Below are 13,060 nucleotides of genomic sequence, written 5' to 3'. Positions count from 1 at the left end.
TCGTACAAATGTACCTATGTGTCCAGTTTTCAGCATAGCACAATTTCCAAGTTTTGTAAAGTTGGCGCGATCGCACTCCATAAATTAGCTACGGTAAATTTCTTGCCATTTTTGTAACCATTTGAGCAATTGAACTTCTCCAATTTGACTAGAGTTCAATTTGATTTTCATCACTTCTTCTAATAGTTTTGCTGGTTTTCCAGTTTGTTGAACCCAAGCGTCAATTAAAGTTTTGTCATCTAATAATTGATTATCTAAACCCAATTTTTTTTGCAATTGAAGTTGTTCTTCTTTGCCAACAATATCAATCACAAAGTCATGATTAGCCGCTTTTTGTAATACTGCGGCGAGGGCTTCAATATAGACACGAGAATTATTGAGAATCTTAGGCTTAAACTGTTGGGGTTTTCCAAAGCGACGATTGAGAGCAAAAATTGTCAAAACAATAATCACAATTCCTTGAATAAATACGGGAAGCAGAGAGGTTTGGTAAAAATATTTTAAGACGCTATCTTTTTCACCTTGTTGGATAGTTTCTTTGTCTTGGTATCCATGAATATATTCATCAATAAAAATAGTTCTAGGAATGTTATTTTGGTTTTGCAACTTAACTTCAATTGTTTTATTTTTAGACGTTTTTACATTGGGATGAAGAACAATATTAGAGAGAAACTTATAATTTGCCAGACTATCTTGATAAGCATTAGCTGCTAGATAGGGAGTGGTCGTAAAAATAGCTTGTCCTTTACCGATTTTTTTGTACCAAACAATCGCACCAAAATCATCGCCAAGTAATATCTCTTTTCGATTTATAGCTCGTCGTGTTGTTTCAATTTCTATTGTTCCAAATACTGTAGAATGTTGAGTTTTAAAAATAGCTTTACTGGAAGGTTGATACCATCCTAAAATAACAATAGTATTCCCTTTTTTGAGCCATTTTTTAAGGCTATCTGAAAAGAAAGAAGACTCAAGATCGTTAGATGAATCCGATTGAGAGTAAATTGGCTCACTATAAATCTGAACTAATGTTATTGGGTTTTCATCTTTAGTTTGGGACGGCAGTGAAGATTTTTGCCAGCGCTGAATCTTAATGTTATTATCTTCTCTCCATTCGTTTTGGATAAATTCATACCATGCGCCATAGCCATCTGGAGCGCGATTATAGGTTGAACCGCTCTGATTGGTACTATTGTTTGGTGCAACGATTAAAGTTATTAAAATAACGATAAATAGCGCGATCGCGCCAAATTTGATTGATTTCCTGTGGAAATTCATCGAAAAAATGGGTAGAAACCCCGTCCCGATCGCGATAGCGGGGAACGGCTTTACATTGAATGATTGTGAAGGGTGAAGAACTCACTGTTAAATTGCGTTACACTGGTTTAGATGTAGTCTAAAAAATACAATGACAATGCTATGGAGCAAGATTCATTGCCCACAGAGATTATTTTGACACACCCCCGAGAGAATTTGGGGGAAGTCTATCTTGATTGGATGCCGCAACCAGGGAACTATTTGGCTCTTGCAGGCAAAACCTACGCGGTTTTAGAACGTCATCATCACTATCGCTACAAAATTGAGGGTTATCGCCTCCACAAAATTTCTATTTACGTTCAATCGGCAAAAACCCCCCAGGAACGAACTCAAATTAATGGACATTGGATTATTGGTGATGCAAAATGCCGCTTTAATGCGCGATCGGAACTCTTGCGCTGTGCGGTGAATCCTGAAGGTCCCTGTTTGGGGTGCCGGTCTTTTGAGCAAAGTATTTGCTAACAATTCTTTTGTAGTCTTTTGTAGGTAATAAAATACCTACCTGTTAATAAAGTACCCTTCCTTTTGTAAGGAAGGGTTAGGAGCGGTAAAAATAGGTAAGGTTAAAAACAGCTAGTCTCTAACTGATCAAGCTCCTCCCCAACGAGCGCGATAGGGACGAATATCAAGATGGAGGAGATTAGTATAGTTGCTATAAATTCCCATTCCCCCCGGCCAATTTTGCAATTTTGTGGCCATTTGTCGTCCCGTCATGCCCGATCGCAATATATCCACCGCTTGACCGATTTTATGGCGAGAATACCGGGCTCCTCCTGCTTGAGAGTTCCAAGGTTCGGGACGATACCAACTTGTTATTGTGAGAGGAAACCCTCCCAAACGTTCTCGCACATCTTCTAGGCGCGTAGCTAAAGCGATAATATTGTCTACGTGAGCTTTTGTTTGAGGAATGCGCTGACCGTTGTGAGTTGCTTCTCGCCAGAAAAAACTACCGTTGGGAATAATCGGATCGTTGAGGAAAAAGGTACTTGTATAGCCTGGTAAATGGAAAGAATCGCCGCGATCGGTCATTTGCGGGGCTTCTTCTTCGGGTTGTTGCTGCAAGGGTTCCCCATCTTGCAAAATCTCGATGTGATCGACAAAGGCATACCAAGTATTAAAGCCATTAAATGTTTCTTCAAGCAGTGCCAGTTTGACATGATTTCCTTCTTCTTTCCAACTGTGTAGTGCCAGTACTTCTCCTTCTTTAATCGGATATTTTTGATTGGGATCGGCAATCTGGGAACTATCAATAGGTTCTTGTTTGAAGACCGTATCGCGAATAATTTCTACAGCTAAATTGGGTTTGGGTTGACCGAAGAGTTTACTCCAACTTTGCCCACCAATAATGCCATCTACAGTTAGTCCTTGCTGTCTTTGATAATTTTCAACTGCTTCAACGGTTTTGGCATCGTAAACTCCATCAATTTCGGAACCAACCCGATATTCAACATAACGGACGGCTAAACCTTCCGCATGATTGGGGCGCAATACTGGCTGAGAAATAATTTCGTCGATCGCCTTCCAAGTCAGAGAAACTGGGCGACCCGAAGCATTAATTCCCATCAATTGATGAAACTTTTGGGTTGCAGATTCGGTACTACTTCCGGAAATCCCATCTTCTTTTAAAGCCTTACCATTAGAATCGCGAATTTGTAAGCGATTGAGCGCTTTTTGTAAGTCTAAAGTTTGCCTTTCCTGAACTTTAGGAGTATTCGGTTTTTCTTCTGGGAGTTTACCCGCTAATCCTTTAACGATCGCATTAGTCATCGCCTCAGTATTGTAGCGCTTCATATCCTTTTCAGAATCAATAAAGCAGCATTCAATTAGAATGGCAGGCATGGCCGTATTTTTTAAAACATAGAGATGAGAGCCATTTTTAACCTTGCGATCGAAGAAGCCCAAATCGATAATATTTTTTAAAATTGGGGCTGCAATGCGCCGAGAAGCATCGCTAATGGCATAAATTTCCGTTCCATTGGCGCTACCATTAAAAGCATTAAAGTGAATGGAAACATAAATATCAACTTTTTGACTATTAGCGGTATTAACTCGCTTGCGTAGAGAGTCGAGGACGCTACTGGCACTGCTAGGATTACAGTTTACTGCTTCGTGTCCCAGAGCCTGTAGTTTATTAATAATGAGAGTGCCGATCGCCTTGGTCAATTGATCCTCGCTACCAAATCTGGAGGAAGCGCCCGTATCGGGAGGGGCATTATGACCCATATCAATACCGAATTTCATAATTTATCTCCTTTAAGTGAACAATAAATACTAGCCAATCAATTTATTCCATGTTTGCGGACCGACAATACCATCAACGGTTAAATGATTGCTTTGTTGGTAGCGTTTAACGGCTGCTGCGGTATTCGGACCGAAAATCCCATCGATCGCGCTGCTGATGCGAAACTGGAGGTAGCGCACTGCTTTTCCTGTGGCATGAGAAGGGCGCAAAATCGGGCGTTCAAAAATCTCCTCGATCGCCTTCCAAGTTGCGGCACTGGCTGCACTGAGGGTTTGTAAGTCCATGATGCTATGAAAGCGATCGGTTGCCGATTGGGTTGCAGGTCCAGTAATGCCATCTTCAACTAAGGCTTTACCATTGCGATCGCGAATTTGCAAGCGATTGAGGGCTTTTTGCAGTTTGAGAACCTCTGGGTTTGCCGAGATAGGCGAACTAGGATTTCCTTGATTGGAGGGAGGTGCCTGAACTGGACTAACTCCTGTTAATCCCTTGACGATCGCATTGGCCATGGACTCTGTATTATATAAATCCATATCCCGCCGCGAGTCAATAAAGCAGCACTCAACCAAAATCGCTGGCATGGCTGTATTTTTTAATACATATAAGTGAGAGCCATTTTTAACGCCGCGATTGTAATATCCCAAGGCCACGACATTGTTAAGGACAGGTGCAGCAATTTTCCGTCCTGCGGAACTGGTGGCAAATACCTCCGTACCGCTTGCTCGTCCGTTAAACGCATTAAAATGAATGGAAACATAAATATCAACGCGGTTTGAATTGGCCGCTTGCACCCGTTTTCTGAGGGAGTCGAGAACGCTAGAAGCCCAACTAGGGTTACAGTTGACAACGCTATAACCCAAGTTTTGTAACTTGGCGATCACTTGCGTCCCCACTGCTTTGGTTAAGTCATCTTCTCGCCGAATGCCCACAGCCCCCGTATCTGGAGGTGCATTGTGTCCCATATCAATGCCAAATTTCAAGATTTCCGACCTCCAATGCGATCGCCTTTATTATAAGTCTTTGAGCTTCGATATCTGTTGATGCCAGCTTTAAGTTAAGTTAAATTAAGTTAAAAAATCCCGATCGCGTTTGGCGATCGAGATAATTAGTACAAGGGGAAAAGTCTTATTTTGTGGGATTAGCGATCGCCTTTGGGATTTTTAAGCGCGATCGTCTTTGACATCTCCCCTGTTTAATAGCCCTTCTCTTCAAGCCACCGTTTCGCAATATCTTTTTCTCGCTCGAGTTGCCTCTTATTGACTTCAGGATTGGGAAACTGCTCAATTTCACCTAAAGCATCATCGAACAGTTTAATCGCTTCTCGAACCAGATTAGGTTGATGATTTCCGTCTATTTTACCCAGTTCGTGCAGAATTTGCGCCTTAAGGTAAGTAATTTCTGGATTATCTGCTGTTTGCGATCGCGCCCGTTCAACATGGTCTAATGCTTGTTGAAATCTTCCTAAATCCCGGTATGCTAAAGCCAAGCCGCGATCGACCAAATAATCTGGTTTCGCAGTGCGTTGAAAGTTTTCAATCGCCGTATCTGGACTAGAAAAGGGTAAATTAACGGCGAGGAGTAACTCCATATAGCCTTTTGCCAAATTCAACTCCGGATCGTTAGCATCGGCAGCTTTAGCCGCATCAAAGGCTTGGAAAATAGCCTGTAGTTTGGGAACTGCCCCAAGATAGTTCTTATTTTGTAAGACATCGTAAGCGCCTTCCAGCATCAAACCAACGCCTTTATAAAGATTACCTCGCATGGGATCTCTAGCCATTAATCTTTCTGCGGCTTCTTTCGTTTTTTTGCCGTGAGTGAGCATAACTTGCCATTCCCCCTGATTGTAAGCCAGACCAGCACGGAGGGCATAAGCTAGGGGTTCGTCGCCATCTTCGCGAAGTGCTGCATCAATGAGGCGATCGGCCTTGCGATAATCTCCATCTTTGAACATCGCATCAAAGGCCTCTTCCGTTGCATCTCCGATCGGTTTTTCCGGGATGCGCTGAAAAGGATCTCCCGCTAAAGCTAGAGATCCCCAACCACTCAAGGCGATCGCGATCGGAGAAGATAGGAGAAGAGAAAAAAATCGGGAGGGTTTCAATCGTCGTTTCATCATGAAAATTTCCAAAACATTTACAAAGCCACAAGGAAAGGGAAGATAAACAAGAGGAAAAAGAGAATTGCAAGTACACTTTTAGGTTACTCTCGCCTCTGGCACTCTGACTGACGAACTTCTGTTTACTCGAGTTCCTTTTTTCAGTGTTCAATAGCAATTCAGAATTTCCCTTTTAATCTAGAAATAGTAAATTCATCCCTCATCATTCATCATTCATCATTTCCCCTAAATGCTCCATCTGAAGAATTTAACCTATCATCCTCCGGCAACCCCCGACCCGATCCTGAAAAATATTAACCTCGAACTCGCACCGCAAGAACTCGGTTTAATCGTTGGGTTGAGTGGTTCAGGAAAATCAACCCTCTTGGAACTTTTGGCGGGACTTGCAGAACGAACTCAAGGAGAAATTACTTGGGGAGAACAAGAACTAGACGCTTACGATTTACAGTATTTAGCAGGTTTGGTATTTCAGTTTCCCGAACGGCATTTTTGCGGAGGAACGATCTTAGAGGAGTTGCGTCTCGGTCATCCTGAACTAGGTTTGGAACAGGTAAAAACAACCCTGTCAGAAGTTGGTTTAGACCATCTTTCCTTTTCTACATCGCCTCATGTCCTCAGTGGCGGACAGCAACGCCGCCTCGCCCTTGCCGTGCAATTAATCCGTCAACCTAACATTCTACTCTTAGATGAACCCACGGCGGGTTTAGATTGGTCGATCCGCCGTCAGGTGGTGAAATTGTTGGAAAAATTGAAACAGCATTGGACCTTGTTGGTAGTGACACATGATGCAGAAGGCTTGGCTAAGATTGCCGATCGCAGTTGGCGCATTGAAACGGGGACTTTAAAGGCGATCGATATTAACTAATAAATAACATGGCGATCGCTTCTTTCGGGAATTTTGTATGAGAAGATCTGTTCAATTCGCAAATTTGAGATGCACCCAATCGCAACTTTCTAATTCTTGGCTCTATAACATGAGGATCGACACCATAAAACTCGGCAGCTTTTGACATATTAAATTGAATAAGCTGTTTTTCTCGAAAACTTATAACCTGTTCAGGTTGAGAGGGAGATATACCGAGAACTTTAATGATTTGCGAGGCGACAGATTTAGCCAGTAAAGGAGGAACAGAGTTGCCAATTTGTCTACATCCATGCCATTTTGTGACATGAAATTGATACCAATCTGGATAAGAATGCAAGCGAGCAGCTTCTCTTACTGTAATACATCGAGGGGTAAAAGGATGAATAGGTCGAGGAGATGTATGCGCCCCTCGACTGCTAGGAGTTCCTGCTCTAAGGGTATTACAAATTCCTTCGGGATCGAGTTTCAAAAATCTACTAATTTTCTCGGTTTCGCCCGGTTTTGTTTTCTCAAATCTAGCGATTGATTTTTGCGTATGTTTAGTTCTCAAACTTGATGTTAATATTCTTGCATCATATTTACGATTGTATGAATAATCATTATTATCTTTTTGCAATCCCCTAAGTTTTTCTGCATAGGGACTGGGTTTGCCAAATTTTCCTTTTACCCAATCTCTTTTATACAATTCGGAATATCTTTCAACTTCCGGTAAATCTCCGATCGCATCCCAAACAGTGGGAGTATGAGGAAGATTGAGATCGGGGAATAATTTTGAGAGGGATTTCCCTTTACGGGGTTTGGTTATTGGCTGGGGATATTCGGGTAATTCTAAGCCTTTTCGACACCCAATTAAAAATAATCTCTCTCGGCTTTGAGGTACGCCAAAAAACGCAGCGTTAAGAACTTGATAATCTTCTTTAATATCATAATCACATTCTTTAAACGAGGCAATAATTTCTAAGAGAATTTGCTTAGATTGACCAACAGTTAGCCCAGCCACATTTTCCATCACAAAATATTTCGGTTTTAATTCATTAATAATCCGCAAAAAATGAAATACCAGTGAATTTCTAGGATCCTCAAGCACTCGCTTCCCCATTAATGAAAATCCCTGACAAGGAGGACCGCCAAAAATAACGTCTATATCTCGCTTTTTTATAAATGGATAGCTTCTAATTTCCTCTCCCGTTAATTCAACTACACTTTTACAAAGAACCTCCCAAAAGGGAAAATTAAATTGATGAATAGCACAGTGAATGGGATCGATTTCAACGGATAACAGAACATCAAATCCAGCTTGTTCAAAACCGAGTGTCATTCCTCCCGCCCCTGCAAATAAATCGATCGCAATAGGACGTTCTGGTTCTTGAATAATCATTTTGTTTATCTCGCCTATATCTATCTCAGAAATTCCTAGAGAGCAAGCGTATCATTATTTTTAGCAATTGTCAATTTAGAGATTAATTAAAATTAATCTTGCCTTCTGTCATATATAGGGCGTAAACTGAGGAGAGTTAATGCTGGCAATCTCAAACATTTACGGTTTGTAATTTTACAGTTTACAATAAGAGAAGAAAGCGTGAAATTCTTATTTATTATCGACCCCATTTCCCTCCTCATTCCAGGTCACGATAGCACCGTGGCCATGATGGAAAGCGCACAACAATTAGGACATGAGGTCTGGATAACAGAAGTGAATCGCCTCAGTATTATCGCCGGACAAGCCTGGGGTTTTCTACAATCTGTCAGTTTAACACCTGTCGAGCAGAAAGGCGATCGCTGGGTGGCAAAGGAACAATGGTATCACCTCGGAGAAGGGAGTTTGCAGCCCCTAGAAACAATGGATGCTGTCTTAATGCGGAAAGACCCTCCCGTGACAATTCCCTATCTTTATGTTACGCAAATTCTCGATCTTATCGATCCCGTAAAAACCTTGGTAGTTAATCGTCCCAGAGGATTACAGGCTGCTAATGAGAAATTATATACTCTAAATTTCCCTTCGGTAATGCCCGAAACTATTGTTTCTCAAGATAAACAAGTGATTTTAGAGTTTGTCGGTAAAAAAGGAGCCGGGGTTTTAAAGCCTTTAGATGGGAAAGGAGGAGAGGGGATTTTGTTTTTGCAAGAAGGCGATCGCAATCTCAATTCTCTGATTGAAATTAGCACCCATTGGGGACAAGAACCGGTGATGATTCAGGAATATTTACCCGCCGCTTCTGAGGGAGATAAGCGTATTATTGTCTTAGAGGGAGAACCAATTGGTGCAGTTAATCGCATTCCTGTGGGGAAAGAATTTCGGGGGAATATGGCGGTGGGGGGACGAGTCGCAAAAACGGAAATTACCGATCGCGATCGCCAGATTTGTCGTGTAGTTGCACCTAAATTAAAAGAAGATGGTTTATATTTTGTGGGTTTAGATATTATTGGTGGCTATTTAACAGAAGTCAATGTCACCAGTCCCACAGGAATCCGAGAAATCGATCTTCTCGATAATGTTTCTTTAGGAAAACAAGTAATTAAATGGATTGTTTCTGTTATAACCTGAAATATATATATTCTTGATAATTGTTCATTGTCCAACAGCTTTCACTCGGACATCTAGGGCAAAATCCGTAGATTCTGCCGCGATAATATCAATTTTATAATCCCCCGATCGCGGCGCTTCAATTTGCCATAAAACAACCTTTTCGGCCTCTTCCATCAATTGACCATTGGGATAGTAAATATTCATGGTGGCGCGACCGGACTGCATTTCGGCAGATAATGTTTGTCCCTTTTCCACAAACACCAAATAACGCTTGATGCGATCGGGAGAAGTTGTCCCAAATAGTTGCGTTTTAGACCCTTCAATATTGGGAGAAACTTCCACAGGTTCCACATCGTAGCGGGGTTGTTGTGTTTGGGGAGTGGGAGATGGTTTAGGCGTGGGAGTCGGTTCGGGTGTAGGAGTGGGGGATGGTTCGGGTGTAGGCGTGGGGGATGGTTCGGGATCGGGGCGATCGGGGTTGGTAAGCAGCAACGTTAATCGATAGCGATAATTATCTTGAGGCACATTGGGAATCGCTGCAAGTTCGATCGCGTACTTTCCTGTTTTCGGAAATGTTCCTTCCCAACTCTGTACATTAGTCGTTTCGGAACTTAAGTTCTGTCCTTGAGAGTCGAGTATAGTCATCCACACGCCACCGCTTCTGGCGATCGCCTCCAAGGTTTGCCCTTCTTCCGCCGAAAAATTGTAGCGAATGCGGTCTTCTTTTTTCTCTAAAGCCGATCGGTCTGTAAAAGTTTTGCCCACAACGAGATCGATGTTTCGTTCGGAAATACTAGGAGGTTTTGGGGTAGGAGTGGGAGTAGGCGAGGGTGTAGGGGTGGGAGACGGGGAGGTTGTGGGCATGGGGGAAGAGGGAGTAGGAAAAGAGGTTTCCTCCTCCATTTGGGGCGATCGCGAGTCGATCCACCAATTCACCAAACTCCAAGACCCTAACCCCGCCACAAAACTAATAATCAGAGTCATCCCCAAAAATAACAGAGGATCGAAGCGACCTTTTTGCGCTGTGGGAACCGAAGGAACCTGGGTGGAAATATTAGTCCGAGGGGAAGTCGTCGGAGAAGTTCCTCCCACGGCGATCGTCGCCATTTGGGAAAGTTCTGCGGGAGGGGGCTGGGTGGGAACAAAATCGCCCTGGAATGCTTGTAAAACAGCTTGTGCCGAAGGATAGCGATCGCCTGGTCGCTGACTCAACATCTTCTCTAAAATCGTCCCCAAAGGGTCGCTAATTTGTATCCAGCGTTGCCAATGCCAAGCCAATTTTTCTTGATCGAATAAATCCCTCGGTTCCCGCCCTGTCATTAACACCACCATTGTTGCGGCCAAACTATAGAGATCGCTACTGGGATAGGCTTCTCCCCGTTGAAATTGTTCGCTAGGGGAATAGCCAATTTTGCCCACCACCGTCGCCCCCTCGGGACGGTGGGGAGATTGAATCTGGGTGACTAATTCTTTCACCACGCCAAAATCGATCAACACGGGCAAACCATCGCTTTCCTGCACAATGATATTTTCTGGGGAGATATCCCGATGAATAATGCCCTCGCCGTGGAGATAGTCCAAAACTGGCAGAATTTGCTGCAATAATCGCAATACCTCAGCCTCAGAAAAGAGTATCCCCTCCGCCAAACGCGATCGCAATAATTCCCGCAAAGTTTTCCCTTCAATGTAATCCTGCACCAAAAACCAACTACCCTCCTCCTCAAAACTGGCGCGAAATTGAGGGATTTGGGGGTGTTGCAGTTTGTAAAGAGTCGCTGCTTCCCGTTGAAAGAGTTGTCGCGACTTAGCGAGGATTTCCGGAGAAGTGCGATCGGGAATAATTTCTTTTAAAGCGCACAATTCATTAAAACGCCCCGTATCCTCAGCGAGATAGGTGCTGCCAAACCCCCCTCGACCCAAAATTTTGTTGAGGCGGTAACGTTGATTTAAGAGTTTATTTGGCGTGAATGACATGGGTATGCGATATGGGGAAGTTTTCTGGGGTGTATCTCAGTTTTGTAAAAACAGCGAGCAAGATGCCCGCACTACCTCCATTATCAGGTAGTGGGAGCGTCTCGCTCCCTAGCTGCGTAAGTCCTCCCTAGCTGCGTAAGTCCTCCCTAGCTGCGTAAGTCCTCCCTAGCTGCGTAAGTCCTCCCTAGCTGCGTAAGTCCTAGGAATTTCGGACATTTCTCTTTCAATTTTGCATCCTTACGTCCGATTTAGGATGAAAATTAACAGTAATTTCTGGGTAACACAATGGGAATTCTCAGTAATTTAGAGGTTTTTCCCTCAAATTCCCCAACACGATCTTTACTTTTTCAACTTTATCTTATCTTTAATAAACTTTCGTTTTTCTTCATCAAAATAAATTCTCTCATAGCATAATCTGGATGGTAAGATCCCGATGAAATGAGGTTCGAGAATTTGCCCGTGAGCCGTATTGCAACTGTTAATCTCCAGACAATGCTGACCCCCCTTTCCGATAATAATCGTCTTCGGCTATTTTCGGGTTCAGCAAACATTCCCCTCGCGCAAGAAATTGCCCGTTATTTGGGAATGGATTTAGGACCGATGATCCGCAAGCGCTTTGCTGATGGAGAACTCTACGTCCAAATTCAAGAATCGATTCGAGGGTGCGATGTCTACTTAATTCAACCCTGTAGTTATCCGGTTAACGATCATTTAATGGAATTATTGATCGTGATCGATGCCTGTCGTCGGGCTTCTGCCAGACAAATTACGGCGGTGATTCCCTATTATTCTTATGCTAGGGCCGATCGCAAAACCGCCGGACGAGAATCCATTGCTGCGAAACTGGTGGCGAATTTAGTGACGGAAGCCGGTGCCGATCGCGTTTTGGCTATGGACTTACATTCCGCTCAAATTCAAGGCTATTTTGATATTCCTTTCGATCATGTTTATGGTTCTCCGGTGCTATTAAAGTATCTGCGAAGTAAAAATTTACACGATTTAGTCGTTGTTTCTCCCGATGTTGGCGGAGTTGCTAGGGCGAGGGCATTTGCTAAGAAGTTAAATGATGCTCCTCTTGCCATTATTGACAAGCGCCGCCAAGCTCACAATGTTGCTGAGGTTATGAATGTGATCGGTGACGTGAGGGGAAAAACGGCGGTTTTGGTCGATGATATGATCGATACTGCGGGAACAATTACCGAAGGTGCGAAGTTTTTACGGGAAGAAGGGGCGCGTCAGGTTTATGCTTGTGCAACTCATGCTGTCTTTTCTCCTCCGGCGATCGAGCGTCTTTCAAGTGGTGTACTAGAGGAAGTTATTGTCACCAATACTGTTCCTGTTCCCGATTCTAAACAATTCAAACAGTTAACGGTCCTTTCTGTAGCAAATTTGATTGGTGAAACTATTTGGCGCATTCACGAAGATAGTTCGGTAAGCAGTATGTTCCGCTAGTTTAAATCTTAAGGAACAATTATCAATTAGAGTTAGAATGGAGGGTTAACATTAAAACCCTCTTTTTTCAATGTCCAATTATTATAGGAATATAACTCAAAATTGCAAATTATATTACGACCATGAATGCTCAATCTGTCACATTGCTTCCGCAATCTTCGGTAAAGTCTAGTTATAACGTGCTGGTGGACTATCAAACAGCAGGAAAAGCTAAAACAGGCAAAGTTAAAGCGAGGGTTTTGGGTTGGCCGGAGTGTCAAGCTGAAGCCAACACGAAAGAGGAAGCATTGCAAGCCTTGTATCAAATTGTAACAGAACAGTTGCGCGATCGCGAGATTGTTTCTTTTGAGGTAGAAGTTTCTCAACCCCAAAAAGAACATCCTTGGATGCAGTTTGCAGGAATGTTTAAGGATAACCCATTATTTGAGGAAGTTTTGGAACATATTGCAACTTCTCGCAAAGAACTGGATGAAGAAGTCAGGAACTCACCGCTAAGTCCTCCGGACTCTAGCGGGAGCTTGAAAAAGCCCTAACCTGACCAGACTCAGCGAGAAATCGCTACGTTATTTA

The 13,060-nt window shown here is 43.1% G+C and carries 11 protein-coding genes; 5 read left to right on the top strand and 6 right to left on the bottom strand.

Annotated elements, in window-relative coordinates:
- Positions 1-84: 84 nt before the first annotated feature.
- On the bottom strand, positions 85-1,275 hold the full coding sequence (locus JUI58_RS25365; protein ID WP_204106649.1) for a DUF4350 domain-containing protein: 1,191 nt from the start codon (positions 1,273-1,275) through the stop codon (positions 85-87).
- 141 nt (positions 1,276-1,416) lie between these two features.
- Here JUI58_RS25365 and JUI58_RS25360 point away from each other — a divergent pair, with 141 nt between their 5' ends.
- Positions 1,417-1,776 (top strand): DUF6464 family protein, encoded by a 360-nt coding sequence (locus tag JUI58_RS25360; protein WP_204106648.1) that lies wholly within the window; start codon positions 1,417-1,419, stop codon positions 1,774-1,776.
- 126 nt (positions 1,777-1,902) lie between these two features.
- Here the strand turns inward: JUI58_RS25360 and JUI58_RS25355 are convergent, their stop codons facing one another.
- The 3 genes from JUI58_RS25355 to JUI58_RS25345 form a co-directional block, all read right to left on the bottom strand.
- Positions 1,903-3,555, bottom strand: coding sequence for an N-acetylmuramoyl-L-alanine amidase (locus JUI58_RS25355; RefSeq protein ID WP_204106647.1), 1,653 nt, complete (start codon positions 3,553-3,555; stop codon positions 1,903-1,905).
- A gap of 30 nt (positions 3,556-3,585) precedes the next feature.
- A complete protein-coding gene (locus JUI58_RS25350; RefSeq protein WP_204106646.1) occupies positions 3,586-4,536 on the bottom strand; it encodes an N-acetylmuramoyl-L-alanine amidase in 951 nt (316 codons plus the stop codon).
- A gap of 212 nt (positions 4,537-4,748) precedes the next feature.
- On the bottom strand, positions 4,749-5,669 hold the full coding sequence (locus JUI58_RS25345) for a Sll0314/Alr1548 family TPR repeat-containing protein (RefSeq protein ID WP_204106645.1): 921 nt from the start codon (positions 5,667-5,669) through the stop codon (positions 4,749-4,751).
- A 232-nt stretch (positions 5,670-5,901) separates the two neighbouring features.
- Here JUI58_RS25345 and JUI58_RS25340 point away from each other — a divergent pair, with 232 nt between their 5' ends.
- Positions 5,902-6,537 (top strand): ABC transporter ATP-binding protein, encoded by a 636-nt coding sequence (locus JUI58_RS25340; protein WP_204106644.1) that lies wholly within the window; start codon positions 5,902-5,904, stop codon positions 6,535-6,537.
- Here the strand turns inward: JUI58_RS25340 and JUI58_RS25335 are convergent.
- Entirely contained in the window at positions 6,530-7,915 is a 1,386-nt protein-coding gene (locus JUI58_RS25335; protein ID WP_204106643.1) for a DNA cytosine methyltransferase, read from the bottom strand. The two genes, JUI58_RS25340 and JUI58_RS25335, sit on opposite strands and share 8 nt — an antisense overlap.
- A gap of 201 nt (positions 7,916-8,116) precedes the next feature.
- Between JUI58_RS25335 and gshB the strand changes: the two genes are divergently transcribed.
- On the top strand, positions 8,117-9,082 hold the full coding sequence (gshB, locus tag JUI58_RS25330) for a glutathione synthase (protein WP_204106642.1): 966 nt from the start codon (positions 8,117-8,119) through the stop codon (positions 9,080-9,082).
- Between the two features lie 24 nt (positions 9,083-9,106).
- Here gshB and JUI58_RS25325 read toward each other — a convergent pair whose 3' ends face one another.
- On the bottom strand, positions 9,107-11,038 hold the full coding sequence (locus JUI58_RS25325) for a serine/threonine-protein kinase (protein ID WP_204106641.1): 1,932 nt from the start codon (positions 11,036-11,038) through the stop codon (positions 9,107-9,109).
- Positions 11,039-11,530: 492 nt separating this feature from the next.
- Here JUI58_RS25325 and JUI58_RS25320 point away from each other — a divergent pair, with 492 nt between their 5' ends.
- On the top strand, positions 11,531-12,490 hold the full coding sequence (locus JUI58_RS25320; protein WP_239121715.1) for a ribose-phosphate pyrophosphokinase: 960 nt from the start codon (positions 11,531-11,533) through the stop codon (positions 12,488-12,490).
- Between the two features lie 122 nt (positions 12,491-12,612).
- Positions 12,613-13,023, top strand: a complete 411-nt coding sequence (locus JUI58_RS25315) for a hypothetical protein (protein WP_204106639.1) — start codon at positions 12,613-12,615, stop codon at positions 13,021-13,023.
- Positions 13,024-13,060 lie beyond the last annotated feature (37 nt).

This window comes from Spirulina sp. CCY15215 (genome assembly GCF_016888125.1).
Classification (GTDB): domain Bacteria; phylum Cyanobacteriota; class Cyanobacteriia; order Cyanobacteriales; family Spirulinaceae; genus CCY15215.
The sequence above is the reverse complement of the archived record's forward strand: the minus strand, read 5'-3'. Positions and strand labels throughout refer to the sequence as shown.